We start from the raw sequence: 19,650 nt of genomic DNA on the forward strand, positions 1-19,650 counted from the left end.
CTTTCTACGGATTAAGCTTCCGTGAGCTTTTGGCGTAACGCCCAGATCGGTTGGCGGGCATCGGCCGCACTTTGGTACGCATTTTCAAAACGATCCGTGGCCGCCTTAATGGCCTCTTCGGGATCGGCGTCCTTGAGTACAAATTCGTTGAACCCGCAGCGCAGCATAAGGAACAACTGATCCCGCAACACATCACCGACTGCGCGGATTTCGCCCTGATAGTTCAGGTCAGAGCGCAATATACGGGCGGTCGAATAGCCGCGGCCATCGCGGTAGCCGGGGAAATTAACCTCAACCAATGCGATCTTTTCCATATAGGGAGCGAGTGCGCGAATATCATCCCCCGGATTGACGCGCACACCGTACCTGCCGTTCAGGCCCGGCAATTCGGTGAGCGCGCGCTCAAAGCCCAACACATAGGGGCCATCGGCGCCGACAACATCGTCGTCATTAAGCAGGGCCCAACCGTCAAGAATACGGGTGCCGTCCTTAGCGATCAGGGTGGGGGGGGCAGATGAATTAAGCTGGCTCATGGAGTGCCTCGGCAAAGGTTTCACGGCCCAGACGCTCAACGACATCGATGAAGCGTTCCGCAGGCGACGTGCGAAGTTGAAGATAAAGGCGCACGACTCGCTCGATGGCGGCGGGTACGGCTTCCGCCGGCAGGCCCTTACCGGTGATGACGCCCAGCGCTGCCTTTTCATCGGCGCGGCCGCCGAGCAGGATCTGATAGAACTCAATGCCCTGCTTATCGACGCCTAAGATCCCGATATGGCCGACATGGTGGTGGCCGCAGGCATTGATGCAGCCAGAGATCTTGATCTCCAGTTCACCGATCTCATCGGTCAGATCGGCATCGGCAAAGCGCTTGGAAATTTCCTGCGACAGCGGGATCGAGCGGGCATTGGCCAGGGTGCAGTAATCCAGCCCAGGGCAGGCGATGATATCGCTGATCTTCTTGGCATTGGCGGTCGACAGATTGACGCGGTCCAGTTGCTGGTACAGGGCATAAAGATCGGCCTTAGCCACATGCGGCAGGATGACGTTCTGGTCATGGGCCACGCGCAGTTCGCCGTAGGCAAAGCTGTCCGCCACATCGGCCATGACGTCCATCTGTGCGGACGAAGCATCGCCCGGCGGCAGGCCCACCGGCTTGGTCGAGATGGTCACGCTGACGTGGTCATCGCGCTTATGGGCATGGGTGTTGTTACGAACCCAGCGGGCAAAGGCCGGATCGGCCGCTTTGGCGCGGTCTAGGGCGGGGGCGTCAAATGCCTTATCGGCAAAGGCCGGATCGGGGAAGAACGAACGGATACGGTCGATCTCATAATAGGGCGCATCAATGGCGGCCTGATCGAGGGTGTTCCACTCTTCTTCGACCTGACGGGCATACTCATCAGGCCCAAGCGCCGACACAAGAATCTTGATGCGCGCCTTATAGATATTATCGCGGCGGCCATAGCGGTTATAGACCCGCAGGCAGGCCTCAAGATAACTCAGCAGTTTTTCGCCCGGTACGCCCGACTTGATCAGGTGGCCCAGATGCGGGGTGCGGCCCATGCCGCCGCCAACATAGACCTCAAAGCCCTTGGGCGTCAGGTGCAGGCCGATATCGTGGACGCGGATGGCGGCGCGGTCCTTGGTGGCACCGGTGATGGCGATCTTGAACTTACGCGGCAGGAAGGTAAATTCCGGATGGATGGTCGACCACTGACGGATCAGTTCGGCCCACGGGCGCGGATCGTCGAGTTCGTCCTTAGCCGCACCCGAAAACTGATCGGTCGTGGTATTGCGGATGCAGTTGCCGGAGGTCTGCATGGCGTGCATTTCGACTTCGGCTAATTCTTCGAGGATTTTGGGCGTATCGGCCAGCTTGATCCAGTTGAACTGAAGGTTCTGACGGGTGGTGAAATGGCCGAAATCGCGGTCATAGGTGCGCGCGATATGGGCGAATTTGCGCATCTGAACCGACGACAGAACGCCATAAGGAATGGCAATCCGTAACATATAGGCGTGCAGTTGCAGATAAAGCCCGTTCATCAGACGCAACGGCTTGAACTGATCTTCGGACAATTCCCCGCTCAGGCGGCGGGCCACCTGATCCGAAAATTCGGCGTTACGTTCACGAACGAGGGCGTGATCGAATTGGTCGTAAACATACATTCTCAGAACACTTCCGGGCGGTTGAATTGCTTAGCGGTATCAAAGGTTGTCTGGCCGATGGTTGGGCCGTTGGCGCGCACAAATTCGCGCACATGTTCACGCTGCACCGGAGTGCCGTCATCAGTGACGGGGATCAGATAGGGGGCAACCACTTCGGTCTCGCGGGCTATCCACTCGGACTTCAGCGCTTCGCCGGCGGCGTCTTCAAGGTGCGTGGCCAGGGCGGCATCTTCAACCCACTGGCCGTCAGCATACCACAGCACCAGGCCGTCGGTTAATCGGTTGGCGGTCAGGAGCTTCATGCGGGAACCTTTATCGTTGGTTGGGTCATCGCCTCAGCGTTGACCCAGTGTTCGGAACTCAAGGCCGTGACTTCGCCGATGATGACGAGGGTCGGGCCCTTGGGTGGATTGGCGGCGAGGGTGGCGGCCAGTTGATTAAGTTGCGTGGCCGTGCGCACCTCATCGGGGCGCGTGCCGTTTTCAATGATAAGCGCCGGTGTCGAACCCGCGCGGCCATGCTCCATCAGACGGGCACAGACACGGGGCGCGGTCGCCACGCCCATATAGATCACCAGCGTATGATGCGCCAGTGACAAGGCGGCCCAATCCAGTTGCAGATCGTTATGTTGCGCGTCACCATCTTTGGCGTGCCCTGTAATAAACGTAACGCTCTGCGCATGGTCACGGTGGGTCAGGGGCACACCGGCAGAGGCGGCACAGCCCAGCGCCGCCGTAATGCCGGGGGTGACGTGAACTTCGATACCGGCGGCCTTTAGCGCTTCGACCTCTTCGCCGCCACGGCCGAACACGAACGGGTCGCCGCCTTTGAGGCGCACGACGCGCTTGCCCAGGTTAGCCTGTTCGACCAGCAGGGCATGAATCTGATCCTGCGGCACAGAATGGTTTGAGCGCTGCTTGCCGACATAGAGCCGCTCACTGTCACGGCGGGCCAGATCCATGATCGCATCCCCGACCAGCCGGTCATAAACAATGACATCGGCCTCACTCAGCAGGCGCAGGGCCTTAAGCGTCAGCAGTTCCGGATCGCCGGGGCCAGCCCCGACCAGATGAACGACGCCGGTGCGGGGTTTGGGGGCTCTGATCTCAGCCAATGCGGCGGTCAGCGCCTCATCAATCTTGCCCGAACGCGCCAAGGTCGTGGCGGGGGCGGTCAGGATGTACTCCCAGAACCGGCGGCGGTCATCGACATTGCTGAAGGCTTCGCGCAAGTGTGGCGACAGTTTGAGCGCAAACTCGGCGACATGAGTCTCGGACGGGGGGACGGCAGCCTCAATTTTGCGGCGGGTTTCGCGCGCCAGAACCGGGGCTGTGCCGCCGGTGGCCACGCCAATCGATAACGATCCGCGATCAATAATGGCCGGGATATGAAAATCACTCAGGTCGGGCTGATCGACGACATTGACCGGGATTTTCAACGTGTGGGCCAAGGCCGCCCCACGCTCCGCTGAGGTACGATCTTCAAACGCCACCAGAATCAGCGAAGCGCCATGCAAATCATCGGCGGTGGGCCATGCGGTGTGGTCTATGTCATAAATCAGCAGTTCCGCCGGTGTGCGCTCCACCAGATTAAGTTTGCGCGCAAGCGTCACCCCTGCGCCAATCAGCGCAACCTTACGGCCTTCCAGCGGCCAGGACAGGGGCAAAGCGATCATAACATCCTCAACAGGTGTGGGCTTAAGCCATCATACCTTAGTGTGGACTTTTAATCTCTAGCCATGGGCTGGAAAAGCGATGGTTTTTACCCTCTGGGATTAGAGGGGCTAAATAACAGTAACTTATTGCGAATTATGCGCAAATCAGCGTGTGGCATTCAGCAAATAGTCGAAGTCTGACGTGGAGCCGAAGGGGCGGCCATCAGCCTTGCCCGTTTCGGTTGTCAAGCAGAAGTGGTGCTGAAGCGGATGGCGGCCAAATGCGCGCGCATCATCCGGTCCTTCGGCCAGCGGTAAGGCGACTTTAAGCGGATGTTGTGCGGATTTACGCTGGCACAGGGCGCAGGTGCAGTGTTCTTTGCTGCCGCTCAGATCCGACAGGTCAAAATTAATGTCGCCGAAATGGGCAGCGCCTAGGTGGAGCATGATACGCCTCCGATATTTACAAAGCGCATCCCTAAAAGTGTTATCGGTTTTAGGCTAAGATGCGCGCACATTAAACAGTACACAGATATAGTGCAGTGCAAATAAAGGAACAATTAGGCCCTATTGCGGCTGAGGGTTAATGCCCAGCACCGTTCCGCTTATTGATGGTCAATTTTTCGAGATCGACATCGGGCAGGCAGCGTAGGTTAACCGCAACCATTGCCTTGCCATCCGGGGCTGTGCCTTCGCCGTAGGGTTCGACGCCGCAGACCTTGCAGAAATTATGAGCGATTTTCATTGTGTTGAACCGATAGGTTTCGATATCGGCCGGATCGGTTTTGAGGTGAAGCGCATCCTTAGCCACAAAGGCCAGCAGGCTGCCGCGCCTGCGGCAATAGGAGCAATTGCAGTCAATAGCGTCCTTGAAATCGCCCTCGACCTCGAAGCTGATCTTCCCGCAATGGCAGCTTCCGGAATGTAGCATGGTTTCCTCCTGTTTTGCCGGAGGTTAGCGAATCTGAAAGCTGTGGGCAAATCTCGTTTGTGTGGTTTGCCCCCTCCACCCCTTCGGGGTCCCCTCCCCCGTAAACAGGGGAGGAGAAAATAAGCCCCTCCGGTGGTGCCGAAGGGGCTTTGATAACTAACGGGTGCAGGGTCTGTGACCCTGCTATTTCACGCCCATTTTCTTTTGCAGTTCCGACGATGAGGTCGTGTACTGGAAGCGCAGTTTCTTTTCCGGATAGACGTAGCGGAAGGCCTGCTGCGACATCAGGGCGGCTTCGTGGAAGCCCGACAGGATCAGCTTCAGCTTGCCCGGATAGTAGTTGATGTCGCCGATGGCAAAGATCTGCTTTGTTGAGGTCTCAAACTTTTCGGTATCTACCGGGATCAGGTTTTCATGCAGGTTGAGGCCAAACTCAGCCACCGGTCCCAGCTTCATGGTCAGACCGAAGAAGGGCAGGAAGGCATCGGCATCGATATGAAGTTCGTTGCCGTCATTGTCCTCAATCGTCACGGATTCGAGGGTGTGGCCGGTTTCGCCCTTAAGCGCAGTCGCCTGACCGATCACAAGGTCCATCTTGCCGTCTGCGACCAACTGGCGCATTTGGGCGACGGTGTGCGGGGCGGCGCGGAAGTCGTCGCGGCGGTGAACGAGGGTTATGCGTTCGGCCACTTTGGCGAGGTTGACCGTCCAGTCGAGGGCGGAATCGCCTCCGCCGGAAATGACGATGCGTTTGCCGCGGAAGGCCTCCATCTTGCGGACGGCATAGTGCACGCCCTTACCGGCGCCGAGGTTTTCAAAGCCGTCAATGCCGGGGATAGGCGGCTTTTTCGGCTGGAAGGAGCCACCACCGGCGGCGATGATGATGCAGCGGGCCTCAATCGTCGTGCCTTGGTCGGTGGTCAGTTTCCACTTGATCGTGCCGTCATCCTGCTCGACCTTTTCGATCGCCACAGCCATTTCGTTGAAGTGGTACTTGGCGCCGAACGGGGCGATTTGCTCCAGCAGGCGGTCGGTCAGGTCGCTGCCGCTGATGATCGGCCAGGCCGGAATGTCATAGATTGGCTTTTCCGGATAAAGCTCGGCGCACTGACCGCCCGGCTTATCCAGAATATCGACCATATGGGCCTTGATATCGAGCAGGCCCAGTTCAAAAACGCTAAACAATCCGACGGGGCCCGCGCCAATGATGATGACGTCGGTGGTCCAGGATTGTCCGGCTTCCAGCACGTCCAACGATGCGATCAGGTCTGCGTGGCTCATATTCGTCTCCGATAGGCTAACTCAAAGGGCAAAGTGATTTTCCAAACGGCCTTCAGGATTTGGCAATCACTCTGTAAGATTAGTATTTTTAAACCGTGGCGAACCCTATATAGGTAGCCGGGATAGATTTGTTGATGGATGCGTTATGTCTCGCGATCGTTTGCCGCCATTGTCGGCGCTTCGGGTATTCGAAGCTGCCGCCCGCCACGAAAGCTTTAAGCACGCGGCCGAAGAACTGTTTGTGACCCCCGGTGCGGTCTCTCAGCAGATCCGTCTGCTTGAGGATCATGTCGGGGTTGAGCTGTTCGTGCGCGATGGCCGGCGGGTTGTGCTGTCCGATGCGGGCAAGGCCTCGGCCCTGATCCTCAAGGAAGCGTTCGAGAAGATGTTCGAGGCGACGCGCCTGATGAAACAGGTGCAGCAAAAGGGCCGGGTGACGATTTCGGTGGCACCCAGTTTTGCCGCCAAATGGTTGATGCCGCGCCTGAGCGATTTCAACGCCGAAAACCCTGATGTCGATGTCTGGGTCAGCGCCGATATGACCACGACCGATTTCGCCACCTCTGATGTCGATTTGGCCATCCGCTACGGCCACGGCAACTATCAGGGGGTTAATGTCGAGCATCTGCTGGAAGAGGGGGTTTTGCCGGTCTGCTCGCCGCTGTTGTATGACGCCGCCCCGATCCGCAAGCCCGAAGACCTGGGCAATCATGTTCTTCTGCACGATGTCGGCTTTGAGACTGATCCGACCTGCCCCGACTGGCCGATGTGGTTCAAGGCCCATAAGGTCGAGGGTGTCGATGCGTCGCGCGGCCCGCGCTTTAACCAGAGCCATATGGTCATTGAGGCTGCCGTCGCCGGTCGCGGCGTGGCATTGGCCAAGCGCACCATTGCCGAGGCCGACCTCAAAGCCGGACGTTTGCAAGCCCTCTTTGGTGAGGATTTCAGCCCGATTTCCTACGGCTATTACCTGGTATGGCCGCAGTCGCGCGAGCCGTCGCAGGCTCAGACACGGTTTATGGACTGGTTGCGCGCGCAGGCCAGAGACGAGGGCAACCCCTCGCTCGGCGGCTTTGATAAGCCTGTGTTCGCGGCGCAAGATATCTGACATTTTTAGTCCAGCCACGCCGGCACCGGCAGGTTTTTGCTGCGCAAAAATTCCGGGTTGTAAATCTTTGAGGCATAGCGATTGCCGTAGTCGCACAGGATAGTGACGATGGTCTTGCCGGGGCCTAGGTCCTTGGCCAGACGGATGGCACCGGCGATATTGAGCGCGGTTGACCCACCCATCACTAGACCTTCGTTTTGCACCAGATCAAACACGATCGGCAGCCATTCTTCGTCCGAAATCTGATAGGCATGGTCGATCACAGCACCCTCAAGGTTCGCGGTAATGCGGCCTTGGCCCACGCCTTCGGTGATGGACGAACCTTCGGACTTCAACTCGCCGCTGGTGTAGTAGCTATAAAGGGCCGCCCCCAGCGGATCGGCCAGACCAATCTTGATGTCTGGGTTTTGGTCTTTCAGGTACAGGCTCATGCCCGCCAGCGTGCCGCCCGATCCGACCGCGCAGATAAAGCCGTCGATCTTGCCGTCGGTCTGCGCCCACACTTCGGGGCCGGTGGCGTCGATATGGGCCTGACGGTTGGCGACATTGTCAAACTGGTTGGCCCAGATGGCGCCTTCCGGGGTTTTGGCGGCTAACTCTTCGGCCAGACGGCCGGAATAGCGCACATAGTTGTCAGGGTTGGAATAGGGCACGGCATCGACTTCGATCAGCTCCGCGCCGAGCAGTTTGATGGCGTCCTTCTTTTCCTGAGACTGGGTGCGCGGGATCACGATGACGGTTTTATAGCCCAAAGCGTTGGCAACGGTCGCTAAACCAATACCGGTATTGCCCGCCGTGCCTTCGACGATGGTGCCGCCGGGACGCAGCAACCCCTTGGCCTCGGCATCGCGGATGATCCACAGGGCGGCGCGGTCTTTGATCGACTGGCCGGGGTTGAGGAACTCGGCCTTGCCCAGAATCTCACAGCCGGTCGCCTCCGACGCCGCCTTCAGGCGGATCAGGGGCGTGTTACCGATCAGGTCGATGACGGAGGCTGCGGGCTTTTGCGAGTGTGACAAGACGGCGCTCCCTTTGAGGGTGATGGTTTTTCGAGTGTCTCTTTAATCAAAGGCTTTATCCAGCCCAAGCGATAGTTTCTAATGGCGGGGTTTAGTGGTTCTGTGGCCTTAAGACAAGCGCATTGAAAACCGTTCGCAGGAAAACCTGCCACGGTTCAGGCATTTTTACGCATCGGTTCAGCAAAAATGATTGTTCTTCGCGCATCGCCTCCCCTATAGCTTGGCGAAACAAACAGAGGAACCATAAGGCTCATGGCCGTCTTTACGCCCGTATCTTTGGAAGAGGCCACAGCCTATCTCAGCCAGTATGATATCGGCGACCTGATCCACCTTGAAGGGATCGAAGAGGGGGTGTCCAACACCAATTTCAAGGTCGAAACGACGACGGGTCTTTATGCCCTGACCTTGTTTGAGGCGGCAACGCCCATCGATGATCTGCCCTATTTTATGGACTATACCCTGCATCTGGATCGCAAGGGCTATCCGGCACCTGGGCCTGCAATCATGACCTCCGGTGAGACCATTGGTGAGGTGTCGGGGCGCAAAGCCGCGCTCATCAAATGGCTGCCCGGACGCTGGCCACGCAATCCCGATACCCGCCATGCGGCCTCAGCCGGTGAATATCTGGCCAAGCTGCATAAGGTGGGGGCGGATTTTGCCCAAACGCGCGAAAATTCGATGGGGATTGCGGCTTGGCCGCACCTGATCGCGCGCTGCGAACCCAAGGCCAGTCAATCGGCACGGGCGATGGCGATCTTAGAGGATTTCCGCAAGGAACTGGATTTCCTGAACGGGGTGTGGCCCAAGCCCGGCGCGCTGGAAAGCGGCGCTATCCATGCCGATTATTTTACCGACAATGTGCTGATGGACGATGACGGCAATGTCACCGGCGTCATCGACTATTACTATGCCTGCACGGATTTCTACGCCTACGATCTGGCGGTCAGCCTCAATGCCTGGGGCTTTACGCCGGGCGGGCAAGCCATGCCGGATATGATTTCGGCCTTTGCCAAGGCCTATCACGCTGAGCGGCCCTTGAGCGATGCCGAGGTTGAAGCCTTGCCGCTGTTTGCGCGCGGATCAGCCGTGCGCTTTACCCCTGACGCGGCTTTATGACCTGCTCAATCACGACCCATCATGGGTAGTCAAACCGAAGGACCCGGAAGCCTTTTACCGCCGCCTGGATTACCACCGAGCGATTAAGGATGGCTGGGCGTATTTCTGATCATAAATTGGCTTAAGGTTTAATAGTCCAATCGGTAAAGGCCTCTGATAAGTCCTTCATGAATGCCGTCTTTGTTATTAAATCAAACTGTATAAGTCCCATAACGGCTTTATCTTCATTATCGTATATTTTGACCCAACTTGTTTGATCGCTTAAAATGAAATTTTCAGAGAAGTTGTCAAAATAGCGAAAATCGAAACTAGGTGTTTGATATATAAATTTTTCAGGGCTGTAATTATAGATTAGCCTGAATGAGGATTCTTCGATCTTGGCCCACCGAATAGCATCATCTCTATCTTCAAATAATTTGTAACGTGGTCTTTCCGGAAACTTCAGCACAACGAACAAATTGTTACTCCTTTTAACCCACAAACCCCTTAACCGCAGCAAGGGCGGCGGCGTAGTCGTTTTTGATCGGGGTTATGGTTTCCTTGCGGCCATAAAGTACCTGAATAGCTTCGGGGATTTCGGGGGCGAAACCTAAAGCCTCAGTCACAAATTCCGGGAACTTGGCGGCATGGGCGGTCGACAGGGCAATGATCGGCTGGCCGGATTTGCGTTCCAAAGCGGCAGCCACCGCCACGGCGGTATGAGGACAGATGACCTGACCCCAGGCATCATAGGCGTGCTTGATCGTTGCCTTTGTGGTGGCTTCCGTCACGGTTGACGCCGAAACCTCAGCCTTTAAGGCCGCCTGCATGTCCGCCGATAAAGTAACGTCGCCATCGGCGGCAAACGTGTCGAACAGGGCCTTTGTGGCGGTACCATCACGGCCCGACGCCTCAAACACCAGACGCTCAAAGTTCGACGGGGCCTGAACATCCATGGAAACGCTGGCGGTCGGGGTGGCCTGATGGCGGACATAGCGGCCGGTATTGATGGCCTGACTAAGGGCATCATTGGAGTTCACAGCGGCGTGCAGATGGCCGACATTGGCGCCGATCTTGCGCCCGGCCCAGCCGGCAAAGGCATCACCGAAATTGCCGGTTGGCACCACAAATTCAGGATGATCGGCACCTGAGGCTGCCGCGGCGGCCAGATAGTACGGCACCTGACCCAGCAGGCGGCCCCAATTGATCGAATTGACGCTGGAGATCAGGCCGGTTTCTTTGAGTGACACCTCACCCAAAAGCTGCTTCACAAAGCGCTGGCAGTCGTCGAAATCGCCTTCGACGCCGATATTGAGGACGTTGTCAGCTTCAACCGTTGTCATCTGCAGGCGCTGCACCGGTGAGACGCGGCCCAGCGGATGAAAAACCACCAGACGCACATGCTCAGAACCCGCAAAGGCGCGCACGGCGGCAGCGCCCGTATCGCCGGACGTGGCCGTAACCAGTGTCAGCTTCTCGCCGCGCTGAGACAGGGCGGCATCGGTCAGGGGGGCGATCATCTGCATGGCCATGTCTTTGAACGCCAGGGTCGGGCCGTGCCACAGTTCCAGAATCCACAGATTGTCCTCAACCTGCGTCAGCGGCGTTTCGCCATTCCGCAAAAACGCGGCCCTGGTCTTGGCGGCAGCGGCTTTTACGGCCTCCGCCCCCAGCACATCGACGCCGAACAGGGTCAGCAGCTTTTCGGTCAGGACCCCGTAATCGCCCTTGGCGGCGGTGTTAAGCTCTGCGGTATCAAGGCTCGGCCAGCTTTGCGGCACATAAAGACCGCCATCGGGGGCCAGACCATCCAGAAGCGCGCCCGCAAAGGTGCGATGGTCGTTAAAGCCGCGCGTACCGATATAGTTCATCGTCAAAAGCCTGTACCTTTGGTCTTCGTCGGGGGTGAAATTCGCCCATCCAGCCGGATTTAAAGCCGCAACCCGCAAAATGGTTCCAATGGATACCGTTTTGAGGGCAAGTTTTTCGATTTTAAGCGAAAAGGCTTCACTTAAGGGCTGTCACGAATTAGAAGTCCCGCAACCGATTTTAAGTCGGGCACGCCCTAACACTTTAAGCTGTCTGAGAAAAGACATTTATGACCGTCATGGCCGCAAAAACCGAAGTCCTGACCCTGCCTGAGCCCCTGCTCAAGGCCCGCCGTCTGACGGTTAAGATCGGCTCGGCTCTGGTGGTCAATGCCGAGACGGGTGAGGCCGACATCGACTGGATGCGCGGTATGGCGCAGGATGTGGCCGCCCTGATGCGTGAGGGCAAGCAGGTCATGATCGTCTCTTCCGGTGCCGGTGCTTTGGGTCGACGCTATCTGGGCCTCAAAGGCTCGCGTTTGCGACTCGATCAGAAACAGGCAGCCGCCGCGGTCGGGCAACCCCGTCTGATGCAGGCCTGGGAAGGCGTGTTCAACGAGCTGGGTCTCAAGACCGCGCAGGTGCTGCTGACCCGCGAAGATACTGAAAAACGCCGTCGCTGGCTCAATGCGCGCGCGACGATCGAGACCCTGTTTGATCTGGGGTGCGTGCCGATCGTCAATGAAAACGACACGGTCGTGACCGAAGAAATCCGCTATGGCGACAATGACCGATTGGCCGCGCGAGCCGCGCAACTGGTGCAATCTGAAGCGCTGATTTTGCTGTCGGATATTGATGGACTCTATACAGCTGATCCGCGTAAAAATCCTGACGCCCGCCATATTCCGCTGGTCGAAAAGCTTGATGCCGAAATCGAGGCCATGGCCGGTGGGGCCAATACGTCGGCTGGTGTGGGCACGGGCGGCATGGCGACCAAGATCGCGGCGGCCCGGATTGCGGGCTCGGCGGGCTGTTCGACCACCATTGCTTACGGAGCCATGCTGCGGCCTTTGTCGGCATTGGCGTCGGGGGCTAAGTTCACCCTCATCCGGGCGCAAAGTTCGGTCACCGCCGCCTACAAGGCGTGGATTGCGGGCACGGTCGTGCCGGCAGGTGAGGTCGTGCTCGATGACGGGGCGGTGGCCGCGCTGAAATCCGGCAAGAGCCTGTTGCCTTCGGGTATCGTTGAGGTGCATGGCAGCTTTGACAAGGGCGACAGCATCTCCATATTGGGTGTGGACAGGGCCGAGCATGCGCGTGGCATTGTCGCCTATGGGGCTGACGAAATCCGCCTGATCAAGGGGCGACCGTCGAAAGAGATTGAAGGGCTGTTGGGTTATACGGCCGGTGACGTTATTATTCACCGCGATAATATGGCGATGGTTTGAGGCTTAGATGTCTAACGGCTTATACTTCTCGCTTTTGCTTATCCCGCTAATTGCGATGTTCGGCGCGCTTTGGTTGCCCAAAAAGTGGTTTAAGTATTGCCTCATTACGTTCATAGCCTGTTTTCCGTTTATCGCATTTGGGCTTTGGGTGTTGTGGGATATCAGCATAAATTCAGTTGTAGTGGATCGCGCTATTTTTCTGCCGATAGCGATTCTTGCGATGGTTAATGCTTTCTGGCTATTTGCTAGTTTTATGGGCGGGATAATTTATTATGTTGTTAAGGTTGTAGTCAGGAATAAGTCACTATGAGCGAAATGCCTTTGAAAGACCTGATGGCCTATATGGCCAAAGCCGCCAAGGCAGGCGCTGAGGCTTTGCGTCTGGCCGGGCCGGAAGTTCGCACCAAGGCTATCCTTGAGGCCGCCAAGGCCATCCGGGCGCGCAAAGGTGAAATCCTAGCCGCCAACCAAGCCGATCAGGCCGCTGCCGCCACTAAGGGCATTACCAAGGCGATGATTGAGCGCCTGGTGCTCAATGACGACCGCGTTGAGGCGATGGCTAAGGGGCTGGAAGAGGTCGCGGCACTTCCCGATCCGGTCGGGCGTGAACTGGCGCGCTGGAGCCGCCCGAACGGGCTTGATATCGCCCGCGTGTCTACCCCCATTGGGGTCATCGCCATCATATACGAGTCTCGCCCCAACGTGACGGCAGACGCCGCGGCCCTGTGCATCCGTTCGGCCAATGGTGCGATTTTGCGTTCAGGCTCTGAGGCGCTGGCGTCGGCGCTGGCGATTTTTAAGGCCATTGAAGACGGTCTTGAGGCAGCGGGCTTGCCCAAGACCGCAATCCAGCTTGTGCCGGTGTCGGATCGTGATGCGGTCGGGCTTATTCTTGGCGGGCTGGACGGGGCGGTGAGTTTGATCATTCCCCGCGGTGGTAAGTCCCTGGTGGCGCGCGTGCAGGCCGATGCGCGGGCGCCCGTATTGAGCCACCTCGAAGGGCTCAACCACACCTATGTCCATGCCGATGCTGATCCCGATAAGGCGGTGGCACTGACGCTGAACGCCAAGATGCGGCGGGTGTCGGTGTGTGGCTCGACGGAGACCTTGCTGATCGACAAGGCGGTGGCGGCTGACCTGCTGCCGAAGATCGCGCAAGCCCTGGTGGATGCCGGTTGCACCCTCAAGGGCGATGCGGCCGCACAGGCTATTTTCGCGATGGAGGCGGCGACCGAAGAGGATTGGAAAACCGAATATCTCGATACCGTTCTGTCGGTGCGGGTGGTCGATGATATCCATCAGGCGATGGATCACATCAAGACCTACGGCACGGAACATACCGAATGCATCATCACTGAAAATGCTGAGGCCGCAGAGCTGTTTCTGAACTCGGTCGACAGCGCCATCGTGCTGTGGAACGCCTCGACCCAGTTTGCTGATGGCGGGGAGTTTGGGCTGGGGGCTGAGATCGGTATTGCCACCGGACGGATGCACGCGCGCGGGCCTGTGGGGGCAGAACAACTCACCACCTTCAAATACCAAGTACGTGGAACCGGCCAAACTCGTCCCTGATTTTCGGGCTAAATCGCCCCTGAGTGCGTTGCAAAGCTTAGGCTGTATTCATATACAGCCGTAGCTTAGCGTCTGCTCAGGAACCATTTTTCCTCGAAAATGTCGCTCCGTTACTGTTTTACCACGTCTCGACCTTGGGTTTAAAGTTTGTGTCAGACGTGACCTGAGATTGTCATAAGCTTGTCGCAGAATCGGGTTAGGCGAAGTTTACGGATTTTTCGTTTCATTTGGCGTACTGTGATCCGTGTAAAGACAATCTCCTCGGATAGGTCATGCCGGACTATAAACCGCCCGCCAAACATTATGTCCCGCTGGGCGCGATCCTTGCGTTTGCGGGCCTTATTATCATGGCCGCTATTCCTGATTTCCAGCCCTACACGGCCTGGGCGTCGCTGATCCTTGTGGCGTATGGCCTGATCAGTTGTTACTCGCGTCTTCAGACCTATCTTGAGGTGCAGGCGGCCAAGCCCGCTCAGGAAATCCGCGTCAAGGTTCAGCCCGAAGGCCCATCGTTTCAGGAAGTGCTGCGCGCCATGCCGGACCCGGTCATGGTGGTCTCTGGTCTTGAGCCCGATGACATCGCCGGGCGCTGGGTGGTGTTTGCCAATAAAGCCGCCATGAAGCTGTTCCGCATGGAGCGCGAAGGCGGGCTGTTGGTGTCCTATATCCGTAATCCCGAACTGCTCGAAGCGGTCGATGAGGCCCTGTTTGGTAATGTCAGCCGCTCGACCCTGTTTGATGAAACCGGCGGGGCGCAGGACCGGTTCTGGCAGTCATGGACATCGCCCCTGCCGGTTGAGGGTACGGGTAAGCGTCTGGCGCTGATGGTGATGCGCGATGAAACCGATGTGCGCCGCATTGAGCGCATGCGCGCGGATTTTCTGGCCAATGCCAGCCATGAACTGCGCACGCCGCTGGCCTCCCTTTCAGGCTTTATCGATACCCTGCGTGGTCATGCCAAGGACGACGAAGGGGCGCGCGATAAGTTCCTTAATATCATGGCCGCTCAGGCCGACCGCATGGGACGACTGATCAATGACTTGCTGTCACTTAGCCGGATTGAAATGAATGAGCATGTCCCGCCGACGGGTGAGGCCGATATTCCGCTGGCGGTCAAGGATGTGGTCGATTCCCTGACCATACTGGCGCAGGAAAAGGGCGTGGCCATTTCGGTCACCGCCCCTAAACCCGGCCTGTTTCCCGTCATTGGTGACCGCGATCAAATATTGCAGGTCGTCCAGAACCTGACCGACAATGCCCTGAAATATGCGCCCGAAGGCTCGGTGGTTGAGATTGAGGTTCTGCTCGATCAGGCCTTGCCGCAGGTGTCGGCTCCGGCGGAGGGGCAGGCCTCGCGTCTGATGTTGTTGCGCCCCGACCGGCAGTTGAACGATGTCTACACCGTCGTGCGGGTGCGCGATCATGGTCCCGGTATCCGGCGTGAGTTCCTGCCGCGTCTGGCGGAGCGCTTTTACCGCGTCGAAGGCCAGAAAAGCGGCAATAAGCTGGGCACGGGACTGGGTCTTGCTATCGTCAAGCACATCATCAGCCGCCACCGTGGCGGGCTGGTGGTCGAAAGCGTGGCAAGCGAAGCCCAAGTTGGTGCGGAAAGCCAGAAATCAGAACGTGTGGCGGCCTTGCCGGTCAATGAGGTCAGAACCTTTACGGCATTCAGCGCCTATTTCCCGCAAAAGTCGGTTTACGGACAAATTCCGGTTGGGCCGCGCCTGTTGGATGATGACTTGAAACACACAGGTTGAGCTTAGTTTCGGCCTTTTCGGACTAATCACGGCCATTTGTGACGCATGTTATAAAACTGTCACAAAAAGTACTTAAAGGGCGCACCAAGACAGTCTATAGGCCGTCTTATCCGGGTGTAAGTCCGGCATACGCAATTTCAGGGTTTCCCAGTTTATGACCGGCTATCTCTTTCTCGCGCTGATCGTTTTCTCAGTCGCCAGCTTTATGTTTGGCCGGTCACTGGCGCGGCGTAAGGCGGCGGCCCAAGGCGTGCGCGGTCATTCGCTGCCTGCCTTTTCAGGCTGGTTTGTGGCGATCTGGAGTTTTATCCCGGCGGCCCTGATCCTGTTTGTTCTGGTCGTGTTTGGCGGGCGGGTTGAAAACGCGATCGTGCAGGCTGATGTGCCCGCCGCCGTTCAGCAATTGCCGGAGCTTAATCAGGGCCTGTTCTTTCAGGATGTGCGCGCCACTGTAAACGGCGGCATGGCCAGCACCACGGTTTATGACGGCGAACTGAAAGCCGCTTTTGACCATAAGGTCGCTCAGGCCAAAAGCGTTGATAACACCATCACGCTTGGGGCCTATGCCCTGACGGTTGTGTTGGCACTGGCGGGGGCCGCCTTTGCCTACAGTCGCCTGTCGCCGCAGTTTCGGGCCCGCAATAGTGTCGAGCGCTGGGTGTCGGCTTTTCTGGTCGCCTGTTCGGTTGTAGCGATCCTCACCACCCTGGGGATCATCCTGTCGCTGTTGTGGGAATCCTTGCGCTTCTTTCAGTCGGTATCGCCGCTTGATTTCCTGTTTGGCACCCATTGGTCGCCGCAGATCGCCATGCGCGCCGATCAGGTCGGCTCCTCCGGCGGGTTTGGGGCTGTGCCGTTGTTTGTCGGCACCTTCCTGATCATGATCATTGCGATGTGTGTGGCCGCACCGGTCGGGCTCTATTCGGCCATTTATTTGTCGGAATATGCCTCACCGTTCATGCGCGCCTGGATCAAGCCGGTGCTGGAAATTCTGGCCGGCGTGCCGACCGTGGTCTACGGCTTTTTTGCCGCGCTTGTGGTCGGGCCGAGCTTTCGTGAGTTTTTCAACTGGCTGGGCGCGTTCATGCCGGGTACGCCGATGGGCGAATATCTGATGAACGTGCAAAACCAGATGGCGCTGGTGGCCGGTGTGGTCATGGGCATCATGCTGATCCCGTTTGTGTCGTCCCTGTCCGATGACATTATCAACTCGGTGCCGCAATCCTTACGCGACGGGTCGCTGGCCATGGGGGCGACGCGCTCTGAGACGATCAAGAAAGTCGTTCTGCCTGCCGCCTTGCCGGGTATCTCAGGTGCCATGCTGCTGGCAGTGTCGCGGGCGGTCGGGGAAACCATGATCGTGACCATGGCCGCTGGTTTACAGGCCAAGACCACGCTTAATCCGCTTGATACCGTCACGACCGTCACCGTGCAGATCGTCACGCTTCTGACCGGCGATCAGGAATTCGACAGCCCCAAGACACTTGCTGCCTTTGGTCTGGGTCTGACCCTGTTTGCCGTGACCCTTGCTCTTAACCTGATCGCTCAGCGCATCGTCCAGAAATATCAGGAACAATATGACTGATTCCGCTCAATCATCTCTGGCTGAAACGCGCGCGGCGGCACAGCCCGACCTGAAGACCCCAGATCTTAAGACAAAGGTGGCGAAGCGCCTGAAATCGCGCCACGCGGCCGAGCTGCGCTTTCGCGCCTATGGCATACTGGCGGTATCCGTGGCGGTGCTGTTCCTCGGCATACTGCTGGAGCGCATCATCCATCAGGGCTACACCGCCTTTGTCACCCATTCGATCACGACCGAGGTCTATCTCGACCCCAACCGTATTGACCCGACCGATATCATGGGCGCCAATTACGACCAGATGATCACGGAACAGGTCATGGCGAAGATGGGCGTGAGTGATGATGAATACGGCACGACATCAGGCGAATATAAAGAAATCCTGTCGCCGGATCTGGGCTTTAAGGCGCTGGAGGCCCTGCGTGACAATCCAAAGCTGCTGGGTCAGAAAATCAGCCTGACGTCACCGATCGCCGCCAATGCCGACCTTTACTATAAGGGTGAAATCACGCGCGACGTCGTTGAGGCGGATCGCAATGTTTCCGATCAGCAAATGGTGTGGATGGACGCTCTGAAAAGCAAGGGCTTGGTCACCAGCCATTTCAACACCTATCTGTTCACCAATACCGACTCGACCCAGCCGGAACTGGCGGGGCTTCTGGGGGCGATCATGGGCTCGGCCATGATGCTGCTGGTGACGGCGGTGCTGGCCATTCCGATCGGTGTCGGAGCGGCGCTGTTCCTTGAAGAGTTTGCGCCCAAGAACCGCTGGACGGCCCTGATCGAGGTCAATATCAACAACCTGGCGGCCGTGCCGTCGATTGTTTATGGTCTTTTGGGCTTGGCGGTGTTTATCAACTGGCTGGGTATGCCGCGCTCATCGCCGCTGGTCGGCGGTGTGGTGCTGGCGCTGATGGCTCTGCCGACCGTGATTATCGCCACCCGCTCATCCCTGCGCGCCGTGCCGCCGTCGATCCGCGAAGCCGCGCTCGGTATTGGCGCGTCAAAGACTCAGGCCGTGTTCCACCATGTGCTGCCACTGGCCATGCCGGGCATCATGACCGGCACCATTATTTCTCTGGCCCACGCTCTGGGGGAAACCGCGCCGCTTCTGATGATCGGCATGATCTCCTTTGTGCCGGGTCTGCCGGAAAGTGTCACCTCAGCCGCCTCGGTTTTGCCGGTTCAGATCTTTATCTGGGAAAACGCCTCTGAGCGCGCCTTCCACGAACGAACGGCGGCGGCCATCATCGTGCTTTTGGTATTCATGATCATCATGAACCTGGCGGCGATCCTGCTGCGTCGTCGCTTTGAAAGACGGTGGTAATCATGAAACTCTATACGCGCCCGCTTTACGCCCCTGATACGTCCATCGGTAAACCCAGAGACCCGTCCATGACCACGACCGCTACAACCCCGAAGTTCGTCGCCCGTGACGTTAAGGTTCACTATGGTGACAAGCAGGCCCTGCACGGTATCGACATCGATATCCTTGATAAGTCGGTGACCGCCTTTATCGGCCCGTCGGGTTGCGGTAAGTCGACCTTCCTGCGTTGTCTCAACCGCATGAACGACACCATCCCCAGCGCCCGTGTTGACGGCACTATCCTGCTTGACGGCGAAGACCTGAACGACCGTAAGGTCGATCCGGTGGTCCTGCGCGCTCGTGTCGGCATGGTGTTCCAGAAGCCGAACCCGTTCCCTAAGACCATCTATGAGAACGTCGCCTACGGCCCGAAAATTCATGGCCTGGCGACCTCGAAAGAAGAGATGGATCACATCGTCGAAAGCTCGCTCAAAAAAGCGTCGCTGTGGAACGAAGTCTCTGATCGCCTGCACCAGCAGGGCACCGGCCTGTCCGGCGGCCAGCAGCAGCGTCTGGTGATTGCCCGCGCTATTGCGGTCGGCCCCGAGGTCATCCTGATGGATGAACCCTGTTCGGCGCTTGACCCGATTGCGACGGCCAAGATCGAGGAACTGATCGATGAGTTGCGTCAGCAGTTTTGCATTGTCATCGTTACCCACTCAATGGCTCAGGCAGCCCGGGTGTCGCAAAAGACCGCCTTCTTCCATCTCGGCAATTTGGTCGAGGTTGGTAACACCGAAGATATCTTTACCAATCCTAAAGACCAACGCACTCAGGATTACATTACTGGGCGTTTTGGTTAAGAGCGCGCATTTATATCCCAAAACCGGCCCCACTTTTGGGAATGCGCTTTGGTCAAGGAGTGA

The 19,650-nt window shown here is 57.8% G+C and carries 19 protein-coding genes; 9 read left to right on the plus strand and 10 right to left on the minus strand.

What is annotated here, in order from left to right:
* Window positions 1-11: 11 nt before the first annotated feature.
* The 7 genes from OVA03_RS12395 to OVA03_RS12425 all read right to left on the minus strand — a co-directional run bounded on the left by OVA03_RS12395 (window position 12) and on the right by OVA03_RS12425 (window position 6,029).
* On the minus strand, window positions 12-533 hold the full coding sequence (locus tag OVA03_RS12395; protein ID WP_267525047.1) for a DUF934 domain-containing protein: 522 nt from the start codon (window positions 531-533) through the stop codon (window positions 12-14).
* Window positions 520-2,163, minus strand: a complete 1,644-nt coding sequence (locus tag OVA03_RS12400) for a nitrite/sulfite reductase (RefSeq protein ID WP_267525049.1) — start codon at window positions 2,161-2,163, stop codon at window positions 520-522. Before OVA03_RS12400 ends, OVA03_RS12395 begins: the two co-directional genes overlap by 14 nt.
* Before the next feature lie 2 nt (window positions 2,164-2,165).
* Window positions 2,166-2,465: a DUF2849 domain-containing protein gene (locus OVA03_RS12405; RefSeq protein WP_267525051.1), complete on the minus strand. Its 300-nt coding sequence runs from the start codon at window positions 2,463-2,465 to the stop codon at window positions 2,166-2,168.
* Entirely contained in the window at window positions 2,462-3,838 is a 1,377-nt protein-coding gene (gene cysG / locus OVA03_RS12410; RefSeq protein WP_267525053.1) for a siroheme synthase CysG, read from the minus strand. The genes OVA03_RS12405 and cysG overlap by 4 nt, the downstream gene beginning before the upstream one ends.
* Window positions 3,839-3,982: 144 nt before the next feature.
* Entirely contained in the window at window positions 3,983-4,264 is a 282-nt protein-coding gene (locus OVA03_RS12415) for a hypothetical protein (protein WP_267525054.1), read from the minus strand.
* A 136-nt stretch (window positions 4,265-4,400) separates the two neighbouring features.
* Complete coding sequence (locus OVA03_RS12420; protein ID WP_267525056.1) at window positions 4,401-4,748, minus strand: GFA family protein; 348 nt, start codon at window positions 4,746-4,748, stop codon at window positions 4,401-4,403.
* A 183-nt stretch (window positions 4,749-4,931) separates the two neighbouring features.
* The gene (locus tag OVA03_RS12425; protein ID WP_267525057.1) at window positions 4,932-6,029 is read right to left on the minus strand and encodes an NAD(P)/FAD-dependent oxidoreductase; all 1,098 of its coding nucleotides are present in this window, start codon (window positions 6,027-6,029) and stop codon (window positions 4,932-4,934) included.
* Window positions 6,030-6,174: 145 nt separating this feature from the next.
* Between OVA03_RS12425 and gcvA the strand changes: the two genes are divergently transcribed.
* Window positions 6,175-7,137, plus strand: coding sequence for a transcriptional regulator GcvA (gcvA, locus tag OVA03_RS12430; protein ID WP_267525059.1), 963 nt, complete (start codon window positions 6,175-6,177; stop codon window positions 7,135-7,137).
* A gap of 5 nt (window positions 7,138-7,142) precedes the next feature.
* On the opposite strand, the gene OVA03_RS12435 is transcribed toward gcvA, so the two are convergent.
* Entirely contained in the window at window positions 7,143-8,156 is a 1,014-nt protein-coding gene (locus OVA03_RS12435; protein ID WP_267525061.1) for a cysteine synthase A, read from the minus strand.
* Between the two features lie 252 nt (window positions 8,157-8,408).
* Here OVA03_RS12435 and thrB point away from each other — a divergent pair, with 252 nt between their 5' ends.
* Window positions 8,409-9,272 carry a homoserine kinase gene (thrB, locus tag OVA03_RS12440; protein WP_267525063.1) on the plus strand — a complete coding sequence of 288 codons (864 nt, stop codon included), beginning with the start codon at window positions 8,409-8,411 and terminating at the stop codon, window positions 9,270-9,272.
* Between the two features lie 121 nt (window positions 9,273-9,393).
* On the opposite strand, the gene OVA03_RS12445 is transcribed toward thrB, so the two are convergent.
* Complete coding sequence (locus OVA03_RS12445) at window positions 9,394-9,729, minus strand: hypothetical protein (RefSeq protein ID WP_267525065.1); 336 nt, start codon at window positions 9,727-9,729, stop codon at window positions 9,394-9,396.
* 13 nt (window positions 9,730-9,742) lie between these two features.
* Window positions 9,743-11,122 (minus strand): threonine synthase, encoded by a 1,380-nt coding sequence (thrC, locus tag OVA03_RS12450; protein ID WP_267525068.1) that lies wholly within the window; start codon window positions 11,120-11,122, stop codon window positions 9,743-9,745.
* 236 nt (window positions 11,123-11,358) lie between these two features.
* Here thrC and proB point away from each other — a divergent pair, with 236 nt between their 5' ends.
* The 7 genes from proB to pstB all read left to right on the plus strand — a co-directional run bounded on the left by proB (window position 11,359) and on the right by pstB (window position 19,587).
* A complete protein-coding gene (proB, locus tag OVA03_RS12455; RefSeq protein WP_267525070.1) occupies window positions 11,359-12,507 on the plus strand; it encodes a glutamate 5-kinase in 1,149 nt (382 codons plus the stop codon).
* A 7-nt stretch (window positions 12,508-12,514) separates the two neighbouring features.
* A complete protein-coding gene (locus tag OVA03_RS12460) occupies window positions 12,515-12,817 on the plus strand; it encodes a hypothetical protein (protein WP_267525072.1) in 303 nt (100 codons plus the stop codon).
* Window positions 12,814-14,079, plus strand: coding sequence for a glutamate-5-semialdehyde dehydrogenase (locus OVA03_RS12465; RefSeq protein WP_267525074.1), 1,266 nt, complete (start codon window positions 12,814-12,816; stop codon window positions 14,077-14,079). The genes OVA03_RS12460 and OVA03_RS12465 overlap by 4 nt, the downstream gene beginning before the upstream one ends.
* 272 nt (window positions 14,080-14,351) lie before the next feature.
* Window positions 14,352-15,839, plus strand: a complete 1,488-nt coding sequence (locus OVA03_RS12470) for a sensor histidine kinase (protein WP_267525075.1) — start codon at window positions 14,352-14,354, stop codon at window positions 15,837-15,839.
* Between the two features lie 154 nt (window positions 15,840-15,993).
* The gene (gene pstC / locus OVA03_RS12475; RefSeq protein ID WP_267525077.1) at window positions 15,994-17,424 is read left to right on the plus strand and encodes a phosphate ABC transporter permease subunit PstC; all 1,431 of its coding nucleotides are present in this window, start codon (window positions 15,994-15,996) and stop codon (window positions 17,422-17,424) included.
* Window positions 17,417-18,745: a phosphate ABC transporter permease PstA gene (pstA, locus tag OVA03_RS12480; RefSeq protein ID WP_267525080.1), complete on the plus strand. Its 1,329-nt coding sequence runs from the start codon at window positions 17,417-17,419 to the stop codon at window positions 18,743-18,745. Before pstC ends, pstA begins: the two co-directional genes overlap by 8 nt.
* Window positions 18,746-18,813: 68 nt before the next feature.
* On the plus strand, window positions 18,814-19,587 hold the full coding sequence (pstB, locus tag OVA03_RS12485) for a phosphate ABC transporter ATP-binding protein PstB (protein ID WP_324291049.1): 774 nt from the start codon (window positions 18,814-18,816) through the stop codon (window positions 19,585-19,587).
* Window positions 19,588-19,650 lie beyond the last annotated feature (63 nt).

The sequence above is a fragment of the Asticcacaulis sp. SL142 genome, assembly GCF_026625745.1.
In the GTDB taxonomy this organism is placed as follows: domain Bacteria; phylum Pseudomonadota; class Alphaproteobacteria; order Caulobacterales; family Caulobacteraceae; genus Asticcacaulis.

Excerpts from the sequence above, each read along its gene's own strand:
- OVA03_RS12395 (WP_267525047.1), bottom strand. The coding sequence starts at position 533 with ATGAGCCAGCTTAATTCATCTGCCCCCCCCACCCTGATCGCTAAGGAC.
- gcvA (WP_267525059.1), top strand. The coding sequence starts at position 6,175 with ATGTCTCGCGATCGTTTGCCGCCATTGTCGGCGCTTCGGGTATTCGAA.
- pstC (WP_267525077.1), top strand. The coding sequence starts at position 15,994 with ATGACCGGCTATCTCTTTCTCGCGCTGATCGTTTTCTCAGTCGCCAGC.
- OVA03_RS12470 (WP_267525075.1), top strand. The coding sequence starts at position 14,352 with ATGCCGGACTATAAACCGCCCGCCAAACATTATGTCCCGCTGGGCGCG.
- OVA03_RS12460 (WP_267525072.1), top strand. The coding sequence starts at position 12,515 with ATGTCTAACGGCTTATACTTCTCGCTTTTGCTTATCCCGCTAATTGCG.
- cysG (WP_267525053.1), bottom strand. The coding sequence starts at position 3,838 with ATGATCGCTTTGCCCCTGTCCTGGCCGCTGGAAGGCCGTAAGGTTGCG.
- OVA03_RS12465 (WP_267525074.1), top strand. The coding sequence starts at position 12,814 with ATGAGCGAAATGCCTTTGAAAGACCTGATGGCCTATATGGCCAAAGCC.
- OVA03_RS12415 (WP_267525054.1), bottom strand. The coding sequence starts at position 4,264 with ATGCTCCACCTAGGCGCTGCCCATTTCGGCGACATTAATTTTGACCTG.
- proB (WP_267525070.1), top strand. The coding sequence starts at position 11,359 with ATGGCCGCAAAAACCGAAGTCCTGACCCTGCCTGAGCCCCTGCTCAAG.
- pstA (WP_267525080.1), top strand. The coding sequence starts at position 17,417 with ATGACTGATTCCGCTCAATCATCTCTGGCTGAAACGCGCGCGGCGGCA.
- thrC (WP_267525068.1), bottom strand. The coding sequence starts at position 11,122 with ATGAACTATATCGGTACGCGCGGCTTTAACGACCATCGCACCTTTGCG.
- thrB (WP_267525063.1), top strand. The coding sequence starts at position 8,409 with ATGGCCGTCTTTACGCCCGTATCTTTGGAAGAGGCCACAGCCTATCTC.
- pstB (WP_324291049.1), top strand. The coding sequence starts at position 18,814 with ATGACCACGACCGCTACAACCCCGAAGTTCGTCGCCCGTGACGTTAAG.
- OVA03_RS12425 (WP_267525057.1), bottom strand. The coding sequence starts at position 6,029 with ATGAGCCACGCAGACCTGATCGCATCGTTGGACGTGCTGGAAGCCGGA.
- OVA03_RS12400 (WP_267525049.1), bottom strand. The coding sequence starts at position 2,163 with ATGTATGTTTACGACCAATTCGATCACGCCCTCGTTCGTGAACGTAAC.
- OVA03_RS12420 (WP_267525056.1), bottom strand. The coding sequence starts at position 4,748 with ATGCTACATTCCGGAAGCTGCCATTGCGGGAAGATCAGCTTCGAGGTC.
- OVA03_RS12405 (WP_267525051.1), bottom strand. The coding sequence starts at position 2,465 with ATGAAGCTCCTGACCGCCAACCGATTAACCGACGGCCTGGTGCTGTGG.